Annotated in this window: 14 protein-coding genes and 1 pseudogene; all 15 read right to left on the bottom strand. The window is 32.3% G+C overall.

All coding sequences use genetic code 11. The annotated features are described in order from the left end of the window. Positions 1 to 6: 6 nt before the first annotated feature. A complete protein-coding gene (locus ACIQ06_RS12515; protein WP_396146805.1) occupies positions 7 to 1554 on the bottom strand; it encodes a lipopolysaccharide biosynthesis protein in 1548 nt (515 codons plus the stop codon). Beyond that, positions 1555 to 1725, bottom strand: a pseudogene (locus ACIQ06_RS12510) (DapH/DapD/GlmU-related protein); the annotation flags it as partial. 569 nt (positions 1726 to 2294) lie between these two features. Beyond that, complete coding sequence (locus ACIQ06_RS12505; RefSeq protein ID WP_396146803.1) at positions 2295 to 3455, bottom strand: glycoside hydrolase family 88 protein; 1161 nt, start codon at positions 3453 to 3455, stop codon at positions 2295 to 2297. Positions 3456 to 3460: 5 nt separating this feature from the next. Next, complete coding sequence (locus ACIQ06_RS12500; protein WP_396146801.1) at positions 3461 to 4021, bottom strand: acyltransferase; 561 nt, start codon at positions 4019 to 4021, stop codon at positions 3461 to 3463. Position 4022: 1 nt separating this feature from the next. Further along, positions 4023 to 4928, bottom strand: coding sequence for a glycosyltransferase family A protein (locus ACIQ06_RS12495; RefSeq protein ID WP_396146799.1), 906 nt, complete (start codon positions 4926 to 4928; stop codon positions 4023 to 4025). After that, a complete protein-coding gene (locus ACIQ06_RS12490; protein ID WP_396146796.1) occupies positions 4921 to 6123 on the bottom strand; it encodes a glycosyltransferase in 1203 nt (400 codons plus the stop codon). The genes ACIQ06_RS12495 and ACIQ06_RS12490 overlap by 8 nt, the downstream gene beginning before the upstream one ends. Beyond that, a complete protein-coding gene (locus tag ACIQ06_RS12485; protein WP_396146794.1) occupies positions 6116 to 7300 on the bottom strand; it encodes a glycosyltransferase in 1185 nt (394 codons plus the stop codon). Before ACIQ06_RS12485 ends, ACIQ06_RS12490 begins: the two co-directional genes overlap by 8 nt. Next, positions 7300 to 8457: a polysaccharide pyruvyl transferase family protein gene (locus ACIQ06_RS12480; protein ID WP_396146792.1), complete on the bottom strand. Its 1158-nt coding sequence runs from the start codon at positions 8455 to 8457 to the stop codon at positions 7300 to 7302. Before ACIQ06_RS12480 ends, ACIQ06_RS12485 begins: the two co-directional genes overlap by 1 nt. Positions 8458 to 8597: 140 nt before the next feature. Continuing rightward, positions 8598 to 9629: a glycosyltransferase gene (locus ACIQ06_RS12475; RefSeq protein WP_396146790.1), complete on the bottom strand. Its 1032-nt coding sequence runs from the start codon at positions 9627 to 9629 to the stop codon at positions 8598 to 8600. Positions 9630 to 9637: 8 nt separating this feature from the next. Next, the gene (locus ACIQ06_RS12470; RefSeq protein ID WP_396146788.1) at positions 9638 to 10165 is read right to left on the bottom strand and encodes an ArsR family transcriptional regulator; all 528 of its coding nucleotides are present in this window, start codon (positions 10163 to 10165) and stop codon (positions 9638 to 9640) included. Positions 10166 to 10256: 91 nt separating this feature from the next. Then, positions 10257 to 12116, bottom strand: coding sequence for a hypothetical protein (locus ACIQ06_RS12465; protein WP_396146786.1), 1860 nt, complete (start codon positions 12114 to 12116; stop codon positions 10257 to 10259). A 16-nt stretch (positions 12117 to 12132) separates the two neighbouring features. Then, positions 12133 to 13257 carry a dTDP-4-amino-4,6-dideoxygalactose transaminase gene (gene rffA, locus ACIQ06_RS12460; protein ID WP_396146784.1) on the bottom strand — a complete coding sequence of 375 codons (1125 nt, stop codon included), beginning with the start codon at positions 13255 to 13257 and terminating at the stop codon, positions 12133 to 12135. A gap of 270 nt (positions 13258 to 13527) precedes the next feature. Then, positions 13528 to 18327 carry a beta strand repeat-containing protein gene (locus tag ACIQ06_RS12455; RefSeq protein ID WP_396146782.1) on the bottom strand — a complete coding sequence of 1600 codons (4800 nt, stop codon included), beginning with the start codon at positions 18325 to 18327 and terminating at the stop codon, positions 13528 to 13530. Positions 18328 to 18757: 430 nt separating this feature from the next. After that, positions 18758 to 24169 (bottom strand): T9SS sorting signal type C domain-containing protein, encoded by a 5412-nt coding sequence (locus ACIQ06_RS12450; protein WP_396146780.1) that lies wholly within the window; start codon positions 24167 to 24169, stop codon positions 18758 to 18760. 230 nt (positions 24170 to 24399) lie between these two features. Continuing rightward, a partial coding sequence (locus tag ACIQ06_RS12445; RefSeq protein WP_396146778.1) for a T9SS type A sorting domain-containing protein occupies positions 24400 to 24703 on the bottom strand: 304 nt, incomplete at its 5' end.

Below are 24703 nucleotides of genomic sequence, written 5' to 3'. Positions count from 1 at the left end.
AAAATATTAAGCTGTTTTTTTAGTGAATTTTTTAATTAAAACGTTTAACATAGACATAAGATTTTTAAAATCGGCATTATTTCTATAAAACAATATTATAAATATATTAGGGGTAATCATTACAACAATAACTTTTATAACCACCAACAAAAGTCCATTTACTGTAACATAATTCATAATTACCAGTATAACTGCGATAGACAATACTAAAATTAAAAGATACTTTATGTATTTAATCAAATAATGTAAAGGATTCAAATTTAGACCTAATTTAAAAACAATATAGGGATCAAACCAAGCGTTTGTTACCATTCTTGCAATGGCAGTTGCAGCCAAAATGCCTACTAAGCCATAATAATATCCAAATATAAAAGATAATACTAAATTTATTAATGCGGTAAAAAGAATTATATACTGACCTTGTTTGAATATTCCCAAAGTAAATTTAAACATCCAAACAGCATTTTGCATGCCATACATGTAAAAATTAATCACCAATAACACTACTACAGATAATGGAAGCACATAATTTTGACCAATCCAAATTAATATAAAATCGTTAATTAAAAATAGTATAGCTACTGAAAAGAATCCATAAATCCAGAAATTCATGAAATTAATTAAATTGAATGTTTCTATTTTTTTATCTTGACTTTCGATAGCATTAATATTGGCTACACTTGCTGTTAAACTTGAAAAAACTTGAACAATTAAGCTTGAACCAAGACCTATAAGCAAATTATAATTTGATAATAGCCCAACCATTGCAATTCCAGAAAAATAATTTAGAATTAAATTATCTGTACTATTCACTAAGATTCCGCCAATCTTGATAAAGCTATTAGCTTTAACATTTGAATAAATTTGCTTTTTACTTTCTGAGTCTAATTTTACCGCTTTATATTTTTTTAGAAAAGGATAATATTTATTTACTTTTAAAGATAAAACAAGATTACCTAAAAGTTGAAATACCGTTTGTATAATAAGATAAAAAATGAAGTTCTTGAATAAGATTAGAACCACTATCTGAAATACATTTTGAAGAAAAAAGAATAATGCATTGTTTTGAAATACTATGAAACTTCGTTGATCTGCTTGAAAAATACTAATTTTATACTGTAAAAAATAAGCTGAAACCGTATTAAACAAAAAGAGTAGGTAAATAATTACTAAATCGTTTGCAAGTTCTTGAGGCGGATTTTTTACAATATCATCTAAAAAAGGAACTACTAATAGGCCAAGTATAGCAACAATAATAGCAATTGAGGTATAAATTTTAGCAGAAAAATTTATTAACGATGCTATTTTTTCTTCGTCTTTTTCTGCCAAAGGTTTATAAAACGAATATGAAATTGCGCCAGCAATTCCGAGTTCTGCAAGAGATAAAAGTGATAAGATATTTGTAAACAAACCGTTAACTCCAAGATATTCTACCGCTAAAAACTTAATAAAGATAGTTCTGCTTACAAACCCCAATATCATTTGTGACAGTTGAGCTAGTAAGCCAAATGAAATATTCTTTACAGAATTAGAAAATCTAGAGTCGTTATTCATTTATTTCCAATTTACATTTTCTCTAATAACTTTTGCAGGAACACCAGCAGCTAGACAAGCTTTAGGTATATTTTTGTTTACTACAGAACCTGCTGCTACAATAGCTCCATCTCCTATAGTAACCCCTTTTAATATTGTTACATTATTTCCGATCCAAACATTATTTCCGATAGAAATTGATTGTGTCATTTGGTCTTCTTTTCCAATTATAGCATGGGCATCAGAATCCCAGATGGTTACATTTTCGGATATTGCGACATTGTTTCCAATAGAAATTTCTTTATAACATCTTATTCTAAGGTTTCTATTAATATATCCACTGCCTAAATTTAGTTTAGCATTGTCTAGTAAAATTATGTGACATCCAGAATGGATAGAAAATGTGTTTTCAACATTTATTTCAGAATTATCATTTAACTCTATTGCTCCAGAAAAGGGTTCTTTGGTTCTCATGGATTTATTTATGTATAAAAAACCATCTTTACAATTAATTTTTGAAGTCTTTTCGTAATGAAATCCAACTTTACCTTGCAAAATAATTAAACTTTTTTTTGAACGCTTACCCTTTAAAAATAGATTTAAAAATAAACTTTGAAATGTAAATAAATTTAAATTTCTAAGAAACATTCTAATAATATTCATATTTGTAAAATTTGATTTGTTAGAGGTCATATATGGTATCGCCTTTTATTTATAGGTGTTTGTTTGCAACAAACTTGTTGTTAATGGCGATTTCATAATTATAAACTTAAAGTTCTTAAACAAAATCCTTGTGTAAAAGGTAAAATATCAAACTGTTGCGAATGCACTCCTATAGTTTTAGTATCTCCTTGTGAAAAATCTACAACACCATCTCTTCGAGTTACTTGTTTTAGATAATTTAGAGCTTTAACTTTGGCTTGCTCACTTTCATTAGCAATACTTGAAATAGCTTTGGATTTGGCAAAAAACCACGCTAAAGTGGCAGTAGCAGAAGAATCAAACTGAGATTGTCTGTTCGTTATTAACCAATTCCAACTACCATTATCATTTTGAAAAGAAAGTGCCATTTTTGCAAAAGCAATTACCATTTGAGTCACCTCATCCTTTTCAGGATGTCCATCTGGCAATTCACCCCAAGCATCAATTAATCCAATAGCATACCAACCTAAACCTCTTCCCCAACCGAATAATCCGACAGGCAAATTTGTTTTTATATTATAGGTATGACATGGTATAAAATGAGACGCTAACATTCCGTGTGAATTGAAAACACGAATTTGATTAATTCCTAAAGCAACTGCTTCTGGTTGATTAAAAAGCAAACCATAGCGCACTAAAAATGGAGAAATGAAACCAATAGTATCTACATAACGATAATCTGAAGTATGTTTTCTGTAAGCTATAGTGCCATCAGAACCCTTCAAATTTAAAATCATTTCATATAAAAAATCAAAAGCTGGTCTATACTTTGTATAATCAAAATCATCTAATTTCAATAAAGCATATCCTAAAATTACCGAATCAACTTCGGCTGGAGGTACAATCCAATTTCCATTTGAATCTAACTTTGAAGCAACAAAGGCATTAATGGAATTATCTAACTCCTTGTTGCGAGTTGCACTTTTATATTCATTTAAACCAAGAAGTAAAGCTGCTTCTTGCCAACTTTGAATGGCATTTCGAGAATAATTTCCTTTTAAAATATCAATTATTATCAAACGAGTATTGTCGGTTACTTTTATGGTAGGCGTTTGCTTTAACCATCGCACAGCAATAGTTTTTACTTTTTCTTTCCATAATTCATCATCGGAAAACCTTCCAATTTTAATACGGCTTTGCCAAGTATTCAATTGTGGATACAAGTCAATAATTAGAACCAATAAAAGTGTAAAAAATACTATAAGTAGTAAGTAAACCATATTTTCTATTTAACAAATCCAACTGTGTTTTCCATCTTTTCTATCATTTCTTGCTTCATAGCATCAGTGATAGAAAAATCTAATGTATATTCTTCTCCAAATTTTGGTGATGTTTCAAAAGTTGATTTCAACTTGGTTTCATATTCAGCAACAGTGCAAATAATTCTAGCTGGATTACCTGCAACAACAACATCTGCCGGAACTGATTTAGATACAATACTTCCTGCTCCAACTATGGAATTATCACCAATAGTTACACCAGGCATAATAAAAGCTCTAGCTCCAATAAAACAATTATTTCCAATTTTAATTTTTCCAATTCTGGTATAATCCAAGCTTCTTTTTGTACTTGTATCGTGTGCTAACAAGTAAACTTGAGGTGCAAAAACTACGTCATCACCAATTTCAATCAACCACGAATGAGCATAATCAATAGTACAACCTATCAAGCCATAACAATTTTTTCCAACCTTCATTCCTGCTTTAATATTAGCTTCTAAGGTGAGTTGCTCTGGAGTTATTCCCTTTATCTTATAATATATTTTTTGAATAATTCTCTGTATCATATTACTTCACAATTAGTTTTCTCATTTTCAAATAAGAGTAATATCCTCTTGGAAATAAAATTAAATATAAACATTTATCTTTAAATGAGGGTAGTTTATCAAAATAACTAGTTCCACTCAGTAAAGAGTTAATGGCTAAATGAATAAAACTCCATATATAAGTTTTTGGATATCTTGAAAAAGAATAGGTTTTATTAGCAATCAATTGAAAATAAGAAAAAGCTAAAGATTTGATATACCATAGTTTATAAGAACTATCAGACAAACCTTCTTCTAAATATTCTTTATATTGTATTACTTTATTTAAAGCTAAAACATCATATTTTTTTGCCATTTCATGCCATACAACCGCTTCAAATACAAAACGAGTTCCTGCTTCTTCTGGAAATGGATATTCCTTCATTACACTAGTTTTGAAAGCAACCGATTTGTCTCCTCTCAAATGATATTTCAAATAATAATCTGAAAATGACAATTGCCATTCGTCTTCCAAAAAAGCATCACCAACAAGTTGACCATTAGTAAATTCTGACAAACCTATAATACCACCAATTTTTTTATTATCTTGAATTTTTACCCATGCATCAGTTGTCAATTTTACTGCCTCTTTTGATAAAAAATCATCACTATCTACAATAAAAAATAAAGCACCTTTAGCTTTTTGAACACCATAATTAATAGCTGTATGCTTTCCGCCATTGGGTTTGTTGTAATATGAAATTGGGATTTTATTTTCTGAAATGAAATTAGCTACAACTTCTTTAGTAGTATCTGTACTACCATCGTCAACAATTAGCCACTCAAAATTTGTAGCATTTTGCTCTAAAAGACTTTGATACAATTGTGAAAGCAAGTGAGCTCTATTGTAACAAGGCGTAAAAATGGTAATCAAGTTAGCACTATCCATTAGAAATCAAATTGTAAAATTTAGTTACTTCATTTTCAGTGCCAAAGGTAGTATTTTTCAAATTATTGGTTAAATCCGCTTGAAGCGAACTATTACTGATAAGTTGCTCAACTTTTTCGGCAATTGAAATAGCATTCATATCGGCTATCAAACCTGTAACACCATTATCTATTTGATCTTTGGCCGAACTAAAATTGGTAACCACTATAGGTTTATGCAATAACTTAGCTTCTTCTAATGAAATGGATTTTCCTTCAAAAAAGGAAGGCAAAATAAAGGCCGAAGCGTTACTAATGTAGGCATACGGATTACTCTTCAATCCAAGAAAAAACAAATACTCAGAAACTCCATAGTTTTTAGCTTCATTCAAAAGAGCCTCTTTTTGATCTCCATCTCCAATAAGATACCAGCGCACTTTGTGCCCTTTTTCGATTAAAATTTTAAGAGCTTCCAATCCCATGAATAATCCTTTTTCTTTGGCAATTCGACCAACATAGATAAGATTAAAATAAGTCGAATCAAAATTTACATCAATACGTTCTTTACTTAATTCTGTGATAACCTTTGATGAAATAATATTTTCAATAGTAACGATTTTAGAACTAAATTCAGGAAGTTTAATTTGCAATCGTTCTGTTAATCCATCTGAAACGGTAACGATATGATTTAATTTTTCGAAATAGTATTTATCATTATCAAAATCTAATTGTAGTTTTTCTAAATCGGTGTGAATCCATCCAATTTTGCTTTTAGCTTTTACTTTATCAATACAAAAATAGATTGGATTTTTCTCTTGAAAACCTATCGCGACATCATATTCTTTCTCAAGTTTAGAAAGAGCTTTAGCATAGTACTTCCAGAAATACTGTTCTTGCAAAACACCGTTTTTATATTTTCTAGACAATAGAAACAAAACAATTCTTAAATAAATAGCACGAAAATTAAAGCTCTTAACAGCTTTTAAAACAGCACTTTTGGTGCTTGAATACAAATAAGGCACAATGGTTTGCTCCTCAAGAACAACTACTTCTTTGGGAAGATTCTCAAAAAAAACACCTTCGTGCTTGAACACAAATAAATCAACAGCATACTTTGAATAATCTATGGTTTGCAAAAGAGAAACAAGTGATTTCTCAGCACCGCCACAATTCAGATTATTGATAATAAAAAGGAGATTTTTTTTATTTTCAGCCATTTATTATTTTATAAAATTTATCTATTTCATCTTCTGAACCTAAAGATTCTTTAGATAAATGTAAAGATAATTCATTTTGTAAACTCTCATTTTGCAATAAACTTGTTAAAGCATCTGCCAAACTATTGGCATCCATCTCACAAATAATTCCATTTTTTAAATGGTTAATTTGGTCTTTGGCTGTGGTAAAATTGGTAACCACAATAGGTTTATGCAAGAGCTTTGCTTCATCTAATGCAATTGATTTTCCTTCATATCTTGAAGGTTGCACAAAAATTGTGGTTTGCTTTATATACGGATATGGATTCTCTTTAATGCCTAACAAAACAACATGCTTTTCTAAACCATTCTTAGTTATAGCTTGTTCTAAAGCTGTTCGCTCAGCTCCTTCACCAATGATGTACCAAACAAAATTTAAACCTTGCTTTTTCAATAGTGCAGCTGCTTCAACTGCAATATCAAATCCTTTTTGTGAGTGCAATCGACCTATTGATAATAAACTTGGTTTTGTAATATCAATAGTTACTGATTCTTCTGCCATTTGATGAATTAATTTGGCAGAAACTATATTATATAACAATTGCACTTTGTCTTTTTGGGTTGGAAAAACTTCTTTTAAAACCGTCACACATTGTTCAGATACCGTGGCAATGGTGTTCAACTTTTTAAAATAAGACAAATCAAAAGAAGCATCTAAATCTAATTTCACATAATCGTTGTGAATAAAACCAATCTTTCTTTTTGCTTTTACGCAATCAACTACAAAGTAAATAGAGGATTTTTCTAAAAAACCAATGGCTGCATCATATTCTTTTGTAAGTGAAGTAATTGATTTCTTCAAATGGTTCCAAGAATATTGTTCCGCTTTACCTTTATTTTTGATAATATTAGATTTAAATGTATAAAGCAATCTTGAAAATGCCATACCCATTTTTCCTTGCTTTAAAAAACTAACAATAGCAGAAGACAACCCAGAAGTAAATGTTTTATAATCATCGTTAAGATAAAGTAGTTTAACATTTTTAGGCAATTGCTTTAAGAAGATTCCTTTTGGCGCAAACAATACCAAATCTACATCATACTGTTGATAGTCGATGCAGTTCAATAAAGTCACCAAACTCTTTTCACCGCCTCCGGCTTCAAGACTTGGAAGTACAAAAAGTAATTGTTGCTTCATTAAGTTAATTCAAATAAATACGTTACCGCTTTCTTAGCATTTTCTTTTATAGTAGGAATGTTATTAGCCAAAGTTAGAATTAGCTGTTGTTCCTCTGATACCATTTCATCAAAAGCTGCTATTAATTTTTTACTATCTGAAATTTCATTGATACTTAAAACTAATTTTTCTGAACCAAAAATATCTTTAGCTATTCCTTTCGATTTTACACTATATCCCAAAACTAAAGTTGGAATTAATGACGAATAAGCCGCAATTGTAGCATGTGTTCTAGCACCAATAAAGAAACGCATTTTAGCAATTAATCCTTTATATTCAATAGCATTCAGGTTATTTGGCAAAAGTAAAACACGTCCAGTAGTTTTAAAATCATTATAGAATTGTTGCAATACTTCATAATCATCATTACCTTTAATAAACACATGTGGTGTCAATGCAATGGTCATATCTGTAGTATCAATAATATGCTGAATAAGTTGGTAAGCCGCTTGTTTAGATGCTTCATTGCGTTTCCAAACCAATGGACTAAAATTGAACCCAATAGTATTGCTTTCTTGCCAACCTTCAGGCGTTTGCATTTCTTCTTTTTGCATAGTAAAAGCGCCATCAGCTACCAATTTTACGTTAGAAACACCTCTATCCTTAAGAATAGTATAGGTTAGAGTTTCACGTGCTAAAACTAAATCCATCGATTTTAAATCGGCAATTTTAGCATCAGATAAATCTTCATCACCAATAGAAGAACCCCAAAGAATCAATTTCTTTCCTGCTTGTTTTATTAGTTTATCAACTTCATAAATCCAAGGTTGTTCACCATAGCAATAGTTATCACCTCCAATAGATAGAAAAACATCATGTTCTGGAATTAATTTAATGATAGCATCAAACTTCGCTTTATAATAATAGGTTTCATCATTTTGAAATTTGACTTTCAATGCTGAAACGATTCCTTTTAATGAAAATTTATTGATGTCCAATTGTCTTGTATCATATACCTTATCAATTTTAGGAATATGCAAATCGGATTGATAATCAAAAGAAGCTAAATTGATTATAGTTTCAGGATATTTGGCTTTGATCAAATCAACTGCCGATCGCACTATAGCTTCGCATCCTCTGTTCAAACTTCCGGCATGAAAAAAAAGTAATAGTTTCATATGTAAATATTATTTGTTTTTTGGTGCATATGTATCGCTATTTTATTTGGTGTTTATCTCACAAATGATTTTATTTTTAATCGGAGTTCGATGATTTATCAATTGCAAGCAAACGATTTGTTTATGGCGATTTCATAAATTTATCGTTTGTTTCTTTTATTACTATACCCTATAACTAATGAAATTATAAAAGGTAATTTATATTTTATAGCAAATAATAGTATTTGTTCGTATTTCGATTTTTGTAAAAATACAGTTTTATAATAGTCTTTAAAAATTTTGATTGTTGTTTTACTATTAAGAAGTTCTTTGACTAAGAATTTTCTTGTTTCAATTTCAATCGCATTTACTGGATTGTAATATTCATGCAACAAGGAAACTACTTTTGTAATATACTTATGTGCCTTTAATGCTTCAATTCTTGAAGTATCTAAATAGGCATTTTGTAAATGTGAATAATCATTTTCATACTCTTGCTCAATACGTTGAAAATAGTTTTTGCCTACTATATTTCGAGTAGCACTTCCTGAAACATCAATGTAATGATAACCTGCATAAGATAAAAAATACACTTTATCTGCTTTTGCAAAACACAGACTATTAAACCAACCATCTTCACCAAGTGCAACGCCTTTAGGAAAAATGATGGCATTATCTTTTATTAAACTCATTCGATAGAGTTTATTCCAAATCGAATTTATATTTTCATGACTAATAAAATAAGGAAGAATATCTTTCTTTATAGTATTCGATTCATAAACCGCATGTTCTTTAAATGGCGCTTTCGAGGTAAAAGCAGTTCCATCTTGTGACGAAAAATAATTGCAAACAGTGATATCAAGACGATGTTTTTCTGCAGTTTGGTAAAGGGTATCAAAAAAATTATTTTCTACATAATCATCAGCGTCAACGAAACCAATATAGGTGCCTTGTGCAATTTTTAAACCGTTGTTACGAGCCTCACTTACACCTTGATTTTCTTGACTTACTAATTTAACTCGACTATCCTTTTGCTGAAAACGTTCCAAAATAGAAAAACTAGAATCTGTAGAACCATCATTCACAAAAATAAATTCGCAAGAAGCTAAGGTTTGTGACAACAATGAGTTGATACATCGCTCAAGAAACTTGTCGGCATTATAAACAGGAATGATTACTGAAACTACTATCATATTTAAATTTATCTAGTAAATGATTGATTAAAGTCAAATTGATATATTATTAATCCTTTATCTACAGCAGTATCAGCTATTGTAAAAACTATTTTACGTTTTATTTCATCTTCAATTTTCAAAGCCAATTGGTCAATATAATCAGCATTCAATTGTTTACCAACAATCAAAACCTCAATAACACCAGAATCGATACCATTGGCATAATCACCTAAGACAACTATTTGTTGTACTTGTCCCATTCGAGCCAAAATCATGTCAATAATAGCATCCAAACCTAAATGTTTGTATACTATTTGTTGTAACGTTTTAAACAAAGGATGTTTGATATTGGCTTTATAAGATACACGGTTTTGACTGGCTTTTTTTTCAAGATAACCAGCTTCTGAAAGGTTATTCAATTCTTTTCTTATAGCATTTGTTGACTCATTCATTTCTTCAGCCAAACCACGTAAATGACCATTGTTTGCCGCATTGATAAAAAACTTTACCAATATACGGATACGCGTTTTAGAAGTAATAAGAGTTTCTAACATAATTAGTTATACAAATAATGAGTAACAAAAGTACTCGTTTATTAATTATTCTCCATCCATTTCATAAGAAATCTCAAAAAAGAAGCAAAAACTATTTTCTGAAATATATTTTTTTGTGCAGTTGAGGCAATAAAAGAGAATCTGTAAATAATTTGGCAATCTCTTTATGCGCTACTCCTTCCTCCACAACTAAATAGTGTATCTTTTTTAAATTCAAAAAGGCTGCTTGTGAGGAAACCTCAGAAGTATCTTTTCTACTATTATAAAAAGCTTGAAATTCAGTACTCAATAACGACTTTTCTGCATCGTCAAAAAACGCTCTATCTTTAGGTAAATCATTTTTATAACGTCCTATCCAATAGGTTTTTATTGGTTTTTTATCTATAAAAAATAGCTCTTCAGGTGCAAAAAACTCTGGATTTACAAAATAAGCATCTTCTTTCCATTTACTTTTTACCAAAAAAGCAAGGTTATTGGGATAAGGCTTCTCCTTAATAAAAACTTGAATTAATTCGGTATCCTTCTTAAACGACTGTCCATAAGAAGTTATCAAAAGAGAATTTGCCCAGACTGCAAAAAGCAGAAGAAAACCAAAATACAAAATTCCAATTTTACTAAATTTTTCAATAGTAGTAAGCAAATACAACGAAATCCAAATAGAAAAAAACGGAATAATCGTTACAAAATAAAACTGATTGGAATCGGCACTTTTACCATGAAAAATAAGAATAATTATGGCACTTGAAACATAAAATAATAAAGAGGAAATTAAAAATTTATTGCTTAATAAAAACTTCTCTTTTAAATTCTTGAGCTTAAAATCATTCACTACTGGAAGCAAAATAAAAGGGACATAATAAGCTGCGTAGAACAAATATAAAACAAATAAATAGACAAAATTATTTGTAGCCTCTGGTGCTGTACTTGTGGCTGACGTTTCTTTACTGTAGGTAATATAATTGCCATAAAGGAAATAAATATAAACAACTGAAGAAACCACAAACAATAGTAAAATACCTAAGTTTTTATCAATTTTAATTTTTTTACTTATCAATAAAAACAGGAACAAACCAATAGAAAACAAAGCCACACTTGGTAGAATCACTAAAAAGCCTAAAGAAGCTACTAGAGCAAAAATAAAAAAGGAATTCCAAGCTTTTTTAAAGTAAAAATAAAACAAGACAGACAACAGAAAACCAACAAACAGCAATTTTGGATAAGCAAAAATTGAAGTTTGCATAACACGTATCGGTTCAAACAGTTGTATTAATGGAAATAGAAAAGCTACTAGGTATACTGCAAAATTTACAATCAAAAAGTTTTTAAAATTAATTTTAATCTCCTTGATTTGATTAGCCGTTTCATAAATATTCATTACAAAAACCGACATTAGAAAAGGTAAAATTATTACAAAAAACACCAAGAAGTAATGTACTGGTAGCTCATTAAATAAAGACAAAAACCACAAATCAAAATAATGATAAGGCGAAGGATAATTTTGAAAACCAGTATCTAAAATGGTTTCAACACCTGTGTCCTTTATCAGTAAGACCTTATTTATGTAGAAATAAAAATCAGCATTTAGATTTAGATATTTATCATCAAGATTCAAAAACTTAAAGTAAAGTTGTACAAAAAGTAAAATTCCATGCAGCACTATCGAACCTAAAAAAAAGTAATATTTTCTTGTTGTCTCTTTATATTCTAGAGAACTTCTAGAACGATATAACAAAATACCAGTTCCAACTAAAACAGGAAATAAGATTGATTTGAATTGGGTAAAATAACAAGCATACAGTGAAGTTATAAAAACCAACAATAAGGAAATTGAAATTCCAAAAGGTAAATTAAAAAACTTCGAAAGAAAATACTTGTGAATAGCTATAAAGAATAAAGCTACTAAAAACAAAACCCCAACAGAACCCAAGAACTCTAAATTTGAATTTATCATATCCAATTAGGTTAGGTTAATTTCTATTCAATACTTCGGTAATACCTTTAATATCTTCAAGTTCTAACTCAAAAAATAAAGGCAAACGCAACAGACAATCGGTAAACTTATCGGAATGATCTAAGCTCCTACCATCATGTTTTGCTTGGTAATAATCACTTGAGTGCAAAGAAATATAATGAAAAACTGCATGATATCCTTTTTCTTTTAAACTTGCAATAATAGCAGTTCTGTGCTCAATATCTTTTGCGGTAACATAAAACATGTGACCATTATTGGTGGCATAATCTGGAACTTGAGGCAAAATAACATTGGATTGCGTTTTTAATCCATCATAATAAGCATTCCAAAGCAACTTTCTTTTAGCTTGAATCATGTCTATATTTTCAATCTGAGCCCAAAGAAAAGCAGCAATAACTTCAGAAGGTAAAAAAGAAGAACCGGTATCTACCCAACCATATTTGTTAACTTCACCTCTAAAAAATTCGGCTCTATTAGTTCCTTTTTCCCAAATAATTTCTGCTCTATTAATAAAGCGTTCGTCATTAATAGTCAACATCCCTCCTTCTCCAGAAACAATATTCTTAGTTTCATGAAAAGAAAAAGCGGCCATATGACCTATACTTCCCAAAGCTCTTTTGACACCGTCTTTACCTACATAAAAACTATCAATGGCTTGTGCAGCATCTTCAATTACAAGTAAATTATATTTTGTTGCCAAAGCCATAATTTTATCCATATCACAAGCTACACCAGCGTAGTGAACAGGAACTATTGCTTTTGTTTTATCTGTAATTAACGCTTCTATTTTATCGGCATCAATATTAGGATTATCAGCATAAGAATCAGCAAAAACGATTGTAGCACCTTGTCTCACAAAAGCTATGGCTGTAGAAACAAACGTAAAACTTGGCACAATAACTTCATCACCAGGTTCAATGTTAGCTAGCATAGCACTCATTTCTAAAGCATCTGTGCAAGAAGTTGTCAATAGTGCTTTTTTAAAACCATAATGACTTTCAAAAAAAGCTTGACATTTTTGAGTATATTTTCCGTTTCCAGAAATTTTACCAGAATTTACAGCATCATAAATATAATGTGTTTCTTTTCCAGTTAGGTAGGGTTTATTGAATGGAATCATATATTTTTTTTTAAGTAATTTAAAATTTAATTTACCTGATAGCAAAAATCAAGCAATTATAAAAACTATTTCACTAAACCAACCACAAAAAAGAAACAATAAAAGTTTCTATCATAGTTAGTTACATTAATAACGAGTAACAAAAGTACTCATTTATTTGAAACCACCAAATTAATTAATTGTAAACAGGCATTTTTCTATATAAAAACTACCACAAAAAAGCCCTTCCGTTTCCGAAAGGGCTTTTAGTATTGTTATTTAAAGAAAAAACTAGTTGACTACTTTCTTAGTTGCCTTAAATCCATCAACAGTAGTAACTTGAACTAATAAGACTTGATTCGTTGTTCCCACATTGATTTTAGTTTCTGAAGCATTGATGTTGGTTTTTGTAACCAATACGCTACCTTTAATATCGTAGATAGTTACTTCTTGCATTGTAGTTCCAGAAGTTCTTACCACTACACCATTTTGTTGTTTGATAACATTGATACTGTTTGCTGTAAAGTTGTTATCATTTGTTGTTAAGGCAGTTTGGTAAACCAATTCAAAACGATTTGCAAAAGTTCCAGCTGCCGATGTGAATGTGTAAGGCGAACTCAAGTTATGGTAAGAACCATCTTGGTTGTCTTTAATATAAATAGCTTGTGCTCCACCTGTGAACAATCCGTCAACGTGATCTATTGCAAAAGTATAAGTTCCTACTGTAGTCACTTTATAGTTTAACGGAACAATATCAGTTGCCTGGAAAGTTGGACGACCTTGAATAACATATTCTGTACTTCCAATAAGCATATTCAATGCTACAGCTCCATCATTAAAATATTTACTATCATAAGCATCTGCTCCTAAAGTAGCATTTGCAAAGTAACTAACAACTGCTTGAGAAAACTCTGCTCCTGTACCTGTTAAGTTTAACCAAATAACATCTGCTTGCGAAGTTGGTGCAGCTTCTGTGTTAGCTCTAAAGAACTGATTAGCATTATTTGCTACACGTTGACCATTGTTAAATTCTAATGATGCTGCTCCATCTTTTGCTTCAACTAAGAAACCTTGTCCTGTTTGGATTACCCCATTTGGTGTATTGGTATAAGCTTCTCCATTATCTCCGAATAAACTAGAAGTTGTATTCCAAGTACAATATGACGGACTCGCAGTATTGTTAGTCTTTCTCCAGAAGTATAACGTTGGTTCAATATTAGCAAGATTATCGGTTGCAAATTTTGCTATATCAATTGGTGATGGATAAGGATTACCCACAGCATTGAACTGTTGTGTTGCACTTACGTTAGTCAAAGTGATTGTTTTTGTTCCATTGTTTGGAACTCCTGTAAAGCTACCATTAAAAATAATCGGTGCTGTTGGGTGGTTGTAAGGCAAACGAATTAAGTATCCTTTTCCTGTTGCAAATTGAACATTGTTTTGATCTATTCCGTTTACGCCTGCCGCGTTAGTTCCTGTTACGTTTAAGCCTAAAGTACTTGTGGTATACAAATTAGAACTTGTATTATAAACATAAAAACGATTAGCAAAAGTAAATGGTGAAAACGCATACAATCCTTGTCCTGTAACTGGTGAAGACCATAAGGTATAATCTAAACGAATTAATGGATTGGTTTGACGTCTTATAATAATATTTCCTGTATTAACCGCAGAAACGTTAGATTGGAATAAATTAGCATTATTATTTAATGTAAATGAACTTCCAGAAGCAACTGTAATTGTGTTACTTAAATTCACATTAAATCCTGATGTAACACTTACAACTGCATTGTTAGATACTGAAATACTACAAGCATCAAAGTTAGCTCCGATAGTATAATTTCCTGTAAAGTTTACCGCTTTAGTACTTGTTGGAGTTCCATTACTCCATGAAGTTCCATTCCAAGTAGTAGATTCAATAACTACAGTAGAAGAAGCAGATAAAGTAGCTGGACAAGTTCCATTAGTTACAGAAACCAAATTCAACGTTTGTGTTGCAGTAGCTGCAGTAACTGTAACCGTAGCAGAACCACCTGTTAAAGTAACTGTTGTATTAGAACCACCATTCAAATTATAAGTAACCACAGCGGCAGAAGTACCTGTTAAAGTAAAAGTAATATCACTTCCTGAACAAACTGCCGGACCATTATTACCTGAGATACTTGCTGTTGGTAATGGATTAACTGTTACTGTAGATGAACCAGATAATGATTGATTACATGAAGTAGATGGATTGTTTATAGAAACCAAATTCAAGGTTTGATTAGAACTAGCTCCTGTAACTGTAACTGTTGCTGTTCCTCCTGTTAAAGTAGCAGTTGTATTAGAACCACCATTTATAGTATAAGTAACCACAGCACCTAATGTCCCTGTTAAAGTAAAGGTAGCATTAGCACCTGAACAAATTAGACTATTATTTCCAGAAATACTTGCTGTTGGTAGTGGGTTGACTGTTACTGTAGAAGAACCAGATAATGATTGATTACATGAAGTAGATGGATTGTTTATAGAAACCAAATTTAACGTTTGATTAGAGGTAGCTCCTGTAACTGTAACTGTAGCGGTTCCTCCTGTTAAAGTAGCTGTTGTAGTAGAACCTCCATTTATATTATAAGTAACCACAGCACCTGATGTTCCTGTTAAAGTAAAGGTAGCATTAGCACCTGAACAAATTGGTCCATTATTTCCAGAAATACTTGCTGTTGGTAATGGATTAACTGTTACTGTAGTTGTAGCAGTTGATGTACATCCATTTATTGAAGTAACTGTTACTGTATAAGTAGTTGTTGCTGATGGAGTCGCAATAGGATTAGCAATCGCAGCATTATTTAAAGATCCTGATGGCGACCAACTATAAGTAACTGGACAGGTTGTTGATGCAAAAGTTACACCCCATGAATTAATTGTCCCTACATCCAAATTAACATTATCAACTACTCTCAATCCCCATGTACCTGTTGCATCTCCAGTTAAACCAGAGAAAGCAGCTTGAGGAGCAAAAGTTCCAACAATAGTTGAATTTCCAGTTGGAAGAGCGGCACCTCCAGTTTGAAAAGTAGCATTATAGTTATCTCCAGAACCACCATTATTTAAACTAAGTGCAATTTCTGAACCATTAGGAGCTACTAAATAAATAGCTATATCTGAATTAAAAGTATGAGTAATATTTACAGAAACTGTTGCTACTTGAGCAGCTGTAGCACAAGTTGTGGGTACCACAAGTGTAGTAGTTACTCCTGTTGGATTATTATCTGGAATAGATGTTGATGTTGCATTAGTTTGTGAGATAGCTGCAATAGTACTTGTAGCAGCAACATTCAATTGAGAAGTAGCACCTAAACACACTGCTGCAGGTGTAGCTGTAGTTGAACTAATTACTGGCAAACTATTTACCACTAAGTTTGTAGCACTTGTTGCAGTTCCATTTGGAGTGGTAACAGAAACTAAACCGGTTGTGTTAGAACTAGTAAGAACTGCTGTTATACTTGTATTAGAATTAACAACAAAACTAGAAACATTAGCTCCATTTACCTGAACAACTGTAGCTCCTGTAAAATTAAGTCCCGTTAATGTTATTGTTCCTCCAGAGCAAATAGGATTTGGAGAAAAAGATTGAATTCTAGGTGCTGCTGTAGGAACCAATTCACCAGTGCTTAATAAAACAGCAGCGAAATTATTTGTTCCATCAAAAAATTGTATCTGATTTAACTGACTTGCAGTTAATCCAGCTGCTGTAGTACCTACAAATATTTTTGGATTGGCGCCACTAGCTGCGGTACCATTGTATCCACCAATCCATCCTGTAATAGTAAGTGTTCTACCTGAAGTCCAGCCAGTTCCGTTACTTGCAGAATATGTCAATGTAGTACCTCCTGTTGCCAAAGCAATAGAAGAGGTATCGGTTAAAGTTAAAGTTCCAACAGTTTCATTAAAACCAGAAGTTAAACCATTAGAGAAAGTTCCTCCATTTAAAATCATATTAGAGGCATTTGCTATTCTATTATTAGCACTAAGTGCAACAATACCACCTGAAATAGTAGTTGTACCAGTATAAGTATTCACTCCAGAAAGTAACAAAGTTCCTAAACCAGTTTTATTTATACCAAAAGCAGTTCCTGAAATGATTCCTGTGATAGTCAAATCTGTTGCAGATGTTCCGTCATCGGCTACAGAAATTGTTGTAGAAGCTACACTCAAAGCAACAGGACAACTAATTGTTGCGCCAGCTGTACCTGTAGTAGCATCCAAAACGGTCAAACCAGCTCCCAAGGTTAAAGCTCCAGTGCCAATTATAGAGGAAGCCGTTGTAGCACCTCCGTATAATACTACACTACTTGGAGTTCCCAAAGTAAATGTTGATAAGGCCAAAACCGTGTTGTCATTCACTGTTAAAACTCCTCCTACGGTAGCATTAGCCGTTAAAGTTTTAGTACCACTTCCTGAAATGGAAAGATTGTTATAAACATAATTCCCTATATTCTGTGCTCCTGTGTTGTTATAATTTACTGTACCGGCACCAGCATCCAAACTACCTCCAGTTATCGTACCGCCAACATTCAAATTACCATTTAGAGTTCCAAAAAAACCAATATTATTTCTGGCAGCTGTACCATTCATTGTAATATTACCTATTACATTCAAAGTTCCAGTATTTAAATCTACAAAAATATCTCTGGAGTTTGCAGTTGTGCTTGCAAGAGTCAAACTGGCACAAGTCATAGTACCACCTCCAACAATTAACGATTTAGACCTGTTGTTTGTAGAGGGCGCACCAATATCTACAGCTCCACTTGCAGTTAAACTTTGTCCTGTATTAATGGTAAATGTATTTGTTGTTCCTCCACCACTAATTGTTAATGCATTACAAACTGCTATAACATTAACAACGACATCAAATCCATTAGGAATAGTTACATTATCTGTTGAAGCTGGTACACCACTTGGCGTCCAGTTTGCAGCTGTACCCCAATTAGTATTAACAGAACCATTCCATGTTTTCTGAGAGAAACCAATTGTAGTAACAAAAAATAAAAGAATTAAATAAATGCTTTTACTACCACTTTTTTTAAACTTAGTAATATTCTTTTCCATAAACCAACATTTTGAAATTATTAAATATAACAATTTAGATTAGACTATTTTCATACAAAACTACACCTGCATCATAGTGACATCCAATTTACTTGGACTATAAGTCAATAAAATCGATGAATGACTCATATTTATAAATTAAGCGTGAAATATCAAATTTTTACTACGAAATCTATGATATGATTTGAGTAACTAATTATATATTTTTCAAAATTAGTAAAAAAATAAAAAAGTAAGTATAAAAAACATCGATAAAAAGCAATTTTAATCGCTAATAAGCAATAATTAACAATTTTGTAATCTATATATTACATTAATTTAATAATAAATTACTTTTTAAAATAAGAATTAATAACTTAAAAAAATCATAGCAATGCAAAAAGCCCTTCCGTTTCCGAAAGGGCTTTTTTATTGTTATGTAAACAAGAAACTAGTTCACTACTTTCTTAGTAGCTTTAAATCCATCAACAGTAGTTACTTGAACAAGCAATACTTGATTCGTTGTTCCTACATTGATTTTAGTTTCTGAAGCATTGATGTTGGTTTTTGTAACCAATACTCTACCTCTAATATCGTAGATAGTTACTTCTTGCATTGTAGTTCCAGAAGTTCTTACCACTACATCATTTTGTTGTTTGATAACATTGATGCTGTTTGCAGTAAAGTTGTTATCATTTGTAGTCAAGGCAGTTTGGTAAACCAATTCAAAACGATTAGCAAAAGTTCCTGCTGCCGATGTGAAGGTGTAAGGCGAACTCAAGTTATGGTAAGAACCATCTTGGTTGTCTTTAATGTAAATCAACTGTCCTGTTGAAAACAATCCTTCAACGTGATCAATAGCAAAAGTATAATTTCCTGCTGTGGTAACTTTATAGTTCAACGGAACCACATCAGTTGCTTGGAAGGTTGGACGACCTTGAATAACATATTCTGTACTTCCAATAAGCATATTCAATGCTACAGCTCCATCATTAAAATATTTACTATCGTAAGCGTCTGCACCCAACGTAGCATTAGTAAAGTAACTAACTACTGCTTGAGAAAATTCAGCACCTGTACCTGTTAAGTTTAACCAAATAGCATCTGCTTGCGTTGTTGGCGTAGCTACAGTAGTAGTTCTGAAGAACTGATTAGCATTATTTGCTACACGTTGACCGTTGTTAAATTCTAATGACGTTGCGCCATCTTTTGCTTCAACCAAGAAACCTTGACCAGTTTGAATTACACCATTTGGTGAATTAGTAAAAGCTTCTCCATTATCTCCGTATAAACCTGAAGTAGTGTTCCAAGTACAATAGGATGCACTTAAAGCATTGTTTGTTTTTCTCCAGAAGTATAATGTTGGTTCAATTGCGTTAGTATTATCAGTTGCAAATTGAGCAATATTAATTGGTGATGGATAAGGATTACCCACAGCATTGAATTGTTGCGTTGCACTTACATTAGCCAAAGTAATGGTTTTTGTTCCATTGTTTGGAACTCCTGTAAAGCTACCATTAAATACAATTGGTGCTGTTGGGTGATTGTAAGGCAAACGAATTAAGTATCCTTTTCCTGTTGTAAATAATACGTTAGCATTATCCGTTCCGTTTACACCTGCTGCGTTAGTTCCTGTAACATTAAATCCGATTGAACTGTTGTTGTATAAATTTGATGTTGTATTATAAACATAAAAACGATTATCAAATGTAAAAGGTGAAAATGCGTACAATCCTTGTCCCGTAACTGGTGAAGACCATAAGGTATAATCTAAACGAATTAATGGATTAGATTGACGTTTAACAATGATGTTTCCTGTATTAACCGCAGCTGGGTTAGATTGTAATAAATTAGCATTGTTGTTTAAGGTAAATGAACTTCCAGTAGCAACTGTAATAGCTCCATTTAAATTTACATTGAATCCAGATGTAACACTAACAACTGCATTATTATTAACTGTTATAGTACAAGCATCAAAGTTTGCACCGATAGTATAATTTCCTGTAAAGATTACTGCAGAAGTAGCCGTTGGAGCACTTGGTGACCAAGATGTACCATCCCAAGTTACCACACCACCAACAGATACTGTTGAAGAACCACTTAAAGTAGCTGGACAAGTTCCATCTGTAACAGAAACTAAATTTAAAGTTTGAGTAGCTGTAGCTGCAGTAACTGTAACCGTAGCCGAACCACCTGTTAAAGTAGCAGTAGCTGTAGCACCACCATTCAAATTATAAGTAACCACAGCACCAGAAGTTCCTGTTAAAGTAAAAGTAATATCACTTCCAGAACATAGTGTAGGACCATTATTACCAGAAATACTTGCTGTTGGTAATGGGTTTAGTGTTACTGTTAAATTTGAATTTGCAGTACAACTACCATTGGTTATTGTCCAAGTTAAAGTATATGTTCCAGCACCACCATCAGCTGTAAATGTTGAAGTTGGACTAGCTGTATTACTAAATTGAGAAGCATTAGTACTTGGTCCACTTACTGTCCATGCACCAGTACCAAAACTAGGTGTATTTGCCGCCAAGGTAAAGACTGTTCCAATACAATCTGTTTGGTTGGCACCTGCATTAGATGTTACTGTACACGTACTACCAAGTGTAAAATTATTAGTTCCTGTTAAAGTAATAAACCCAGTTGCATTTGTGAAATTTGGAGTTATAGTAGCATTACTAGTAGTTGTGCCTGATTCTCTTTTAAGCATAACTACTGTTCCTGTTGTAGTATCTCCTGTAGGATCTAAAGTTACATTATAGGTAAAAGCACTTCCACCTGTTTGAGAGATATCCCAAGTACGTGCATTATTAAGATTTGTATCAGCAGGTAGCGTACCTGTTAATGCCGTTTCTATTTGGTTTACCGACACAGTACTTGTACCTGTAAGAGCAGTATATTGAAAGCCAACTGGTCTGTAAACACCTGCTTTACCTACTGGAAAAACAGCAGAACCTGTTGTTGTATACACTCTATTTAAAACACCATTAACATGACTAGTAGCCGAACCACCTGTAAAAGTTGCTGTTGCAGCTAGAGTTAATGAGTTAGCACCAGGTGTGATTGTACCGTTAGTTAAACCTAAAGTAGTATTTACAAAACGGTTAGTACTTAAAGTTACACCCGCACTGTTATTAATAGTAAAGCTTTTCAAGGCAGTACCTCCTGTTGCTGTTGGCCATGCAGACCAACCTGTACCAGGAGCAGCACCTGCTCCATCAATAGTAGTTTGTGCAGCTACACCGTTGTAAACTTCGTTGATAACGTTTGAATTTATAGTACTTACAAAAAAACGATTCCTTACATTTCCTGATGAAAACGGATGCGCAATAGTTAAAGTTTGCTCTACATTTCTATTGAAATAAAAACCTGTTGCTCCTGGTATTAAACCAGCAAAAGTAACATTTTCGCTAATTGTTACACTTGGACCTCTAGCTACTAAAAATCCTACCCCAGAACTAGTAGCTAAAGAAAAAGTTCCTCCAACTAAATTTATATTACCATCTACATTAAGAGTTGTGTTTCCTGTACCTGTTACAATTGTAAAATCAGCATTAGGGTGAACTTCAAAATTACCAACTACGGTAATAGTTGGTCCTGAATTTGCGGCTAATCGTACTTGTCTAGTCCTTGTATGCTTAACAATAAAATTGCCATTTACTGTAGCTAAATTACCTCCAAAACTCATTGCAGCGCCTGGATCTACACTTAAATCAATTGTTAAATTTCCGTAACTTGTCAACGTAGGCATTGCTGAGTTCGTTTTATTAATTTCAACTGTACTAGAATTTCCAAGTATTACAGTTGCACCTGTCCTAAATATAGTTGTTGCATAAGTTGATGTATTATCATGTTTATATAAACCACCATTGTCAATTTGAAAAATTCCAGTTGTAGGGATTGTAATTGCAAATGTGGAAACTAAAGTACCGCCGTTTAAAATTTGAAGTGTAGTGCTTGCACCAGAAAGTGTCCAGGCTGCACCAGTTGTCATAGTATGACCATTTTGAATTACAAATCGAGCTGTAGATGTAAAATTTGCTGGTGAAGCACCAGTTCCATCGGTTGTTAAAGACCAGTTTGTCAATACTTCTGGAGCTAATGATCCTTTAGAGTAATAAGTAATATATCCTTTAGGCATTAATTCACCTGTAGATTTTAATACAGCACCAGGCTCGTATCCTTGAAAAGTAATTTGATCTAATTGAGCCGCAGTTAAGCTAGTTGCTGCTGCACCCACAAAAATACTTCCTGCAGAAGCAGTTCCTCCAGTTCCAGGAGTTCCGCTCCAGTTAGTTATCGTTAACGTTCTTCCAGAAGTCCAAGATACACCGTTGCTAGCTGCAAAAGTTAAAGTATGTGTATTACCACCATCACCTAATCTTATCGTTGAATTTTCTAATAATTGTAAAGTACCTACAGTATCCGAATAACCCGTAGTGGCTCCTGTGCTGTATGTTCCACCATTAAAAATAAAATTTGAAGTGTTTGCTATATAATTTGCAGCAGTAGGTTCTAGAGTACCGCTATTTAATCTTGTAGTTCCTGTATAGGTTTTAGCCGCAGATTCATACGCTACTTTACCTGTTCCAGCGATAACAACACCATTAGAACCACTTATAGTACCAGTAAAACGCAAAGTACCTGTGCTTTCTGCTCCAACTGTTAAAGTCCCACCAAGTGCAAAGGAATTAGAAAAAGAAAAATTCGTTGCTGATGCATTAAATATCGAACCTCCACCAGCATTTACAGCTAAAGTGGCTGTAGTTGTTGTAGCACTTGTTCCAGTAAAACGCAATGTACCACTAGTACTAGCTGTACCCAAAGTTATTGGTCTAGCACCACCAATTCTCGCTGGGAAACTATCAGTAAGCAAAGTACCATTTTCAACAAACCATGTTCCAGTCATTGTACTATTACTGGTTCCTAGTTGCATTGTACCAGGGCCTATTTTAGTAATATTATCAGAACCATTAATTACTCCAGTAAAGGCAACAGTTCCGCCAGCATTAACAACCTCAATAGTTAAAGGTCTTCCAGTACCCGAACGCAATATACTACCCGAGAACGTATTGGTACCTGATGTATTTAAACTTCCTAGAAAACGTGTATTGGCATTACCAGGGTTAACATTAATATTTCTAGAAAAAGTAGTACCTCCAGCAGTTCTTGAAAGAAAAATTTTGGTTGTGTTACCCAATAGACCACCATTTCCTAAAAAGATATTATTATTTGCAATGGCATTTCCTGTTGTTTCAATCCAAAGTTCACCATTATCAAGTTCTGTATTTCCTGAATAAGTATTAGTATTGCTTAACGTTAGAAATCCTGTTCCATTTTTGACTAGCTTACCTGTACCTTGAAGAATACCTGAAACTAAAGTGTTATTTGAACCTCCAAACTCCACAGTGTTTGCATTCATAAAGATATCAGTTGTAAAGGTAAAAGGACCAGAATTAGCTTGTAACTGAACTGTGGCACCATCAATACCTATTGGTGTATTGAATATATGTGAACCTGATGAATTATTATAAACACCAAAGGACACACCTAAACCACCACCACTATTATTAATAGTACGATTTGAAGTTGCAGCAGTTTGAAATTCTAATGTTCGAACTCTATAAAAACGACCATTAGTTATCATTGTAGTAAAATTGTTGTGTCCAATTTTAACATTATTACTTACTGTATTTCCATTGTCGGGATCACCTTGATTGTTGTTTGAAGTTTGATAAAACCAAGGTAAATTACCACTACCAAAATCACCAGTATTGGAATCACTTCTGTTAAAAACATCTTGTTGAGAAAATCCAAACAAGCTAAAAAACGTAAATAAAATAAGTAAAAATTTTTTCATTATAATAAGAAATTTAATTTGTAACACAAAAGCTATTCAGTTGAAAACGAACCACTTTTCGAGTCTGTAAAAATACATTATTTTTTTAATTTACAAAGCATTAGCATTGTAGATTTTAAACTACAACGTTATAATGTTAACAATGTTGAACTATGTAAGATAAATAATAATAAAAAAACCTCCTCAGGAAACTGAGGAGGTTTTAAACTATTTAGTTTTTTTTTTAAAAACTATCTTTTAATAACACGTAGTGTTTTAGTGTTAGACTCTTGAGATACAATTACATTGTAAACTCCAGATGGATATTGGTTTCCTAATTCAAAATTTTGAATATCAGAAGCGTTTATCATTTTGTCTTCAACTAGTTTTCCTATCATGTCGTAAACTCTAACTTGAATACTTGCTTCGCTATTAGTTTTTACATCCAACTTGAAGTTTTCTGCAAATGGATTTGGATATGCCAAAGCTTCAAAAACATTTACTACTTCTAATTGAACATCTGATGCTATAGCTCTTGCTTGCATTGGAGTTTTG

This window comes from Flavobacterium sp., assembly GCF_044341265.1.
Taxonomy (GTDB): domain Bacteria; phylum Bacteroidota; class Bacteroidia; order Flavobacteriales; family Flavobacteriaceae; genus Flavobacterium.
Note: the sequence above shows the minus strand (reverse complement) of the source record. Positions and strands in the feature narration are given on the sequence as shown.

Excerpts from the sequence above, each read along its gene's own strand:
- ACIQ06_RS12515 (WP_396146805.1), bottom strand. The coding sequence starts at position 1,554 with ATGAATAACGACTCTAGATTTTCTAATTCTGTAAAGAATATTTCATTT.
- ACIQ06_RS12505 (WP_396146803.1), bottom strand. The coding sequence starts at position 3,455 with ATGGTTTACTTACTACTTATAGTATTTTTTACACTTTTATTGGTTCTA.
- ACIQ06_RS12500 (WP_396146801.1), bottom strand. The coding sequence starts at position 4,021 with ATGATACAGAGAATTATTCAAAAAATATATTATAAGATAAAGGGAATA.
- ACIQ06_RS12495 (WP_396146799.1), bottom strand. The coding sequence starts at position 4,928 with ATGGATAGTGCTAACTTGATTACCATTTTTACGCCTTGTTACAATAGA.
- ACIQ06_RS12490 (WP_396146796.1), bottom strand. The coding sequence starts at position 6,123 with ATGGCTGAAAATAAAAAAAATCTCCTTTTTATTATCAATAATCTGAAT.
- ACIQ06_RS12485 (WP_396146794.1), bottom strand. The coding sequence starts at position 7,300 with ATGAAGCAACAATTACTTTTTGTACTTCCAAGTCTTGAAGCCGGAGGC.
- ACIQ06_RS12480 (WP_396146792.1), bottom strand. The coding sequence starts at position 8,457 with ATGAAACTATTACTTTTTTTTCATGCCGGAAGTTTGAACAGAGGATGC.
- ACIQ06_RS12475 (WP_396146790.1), bottom strand. The coding sequence starts at position 9,629 with ATGATAGTAGTTTCAGTAATCATTCCTGTTTATAATGCCGACAAGTTT.
- ACIQ06_RS12470 (WP_396146788.1), bottom strand. The coding sequence starts at position 10,165 with ATGTTAGAAACTCTTATTACTTCTAAAACGCGTATCCGTATATTGGTA.
- ACIQ06_RS12465 (WP_396146786.1), bottom strand. The coding sequence starts at position 12,116 with ATGATAAATTCAAATTTAGAGTTCTTGGGTTCTGTTGGGGTTTTGTTT.
- rffA (WP_396146784.1), bottom strand. The coding sequence starts at position 13,257 with ATGATTCCATTCAATAAACCCTACCTAACTGGAAAAGAAACACATTAT.
- ACIQ06_RS12455 (WP_396146782.1), bottom strand. The coding sequence starts at position 18,327 with ATGGAAAAGAATATTACTAAGTTTAAAAAAAGTGGTAGTAAAAGCATT.
- ACIQ06_RS12450 (WP_396146780.1), bottom strand. The coding sequence starts at position 24,169 with ATGAAAAAATTTTTACTTATTTTATTTACGTTTTTTAGCTTGTTTGGA.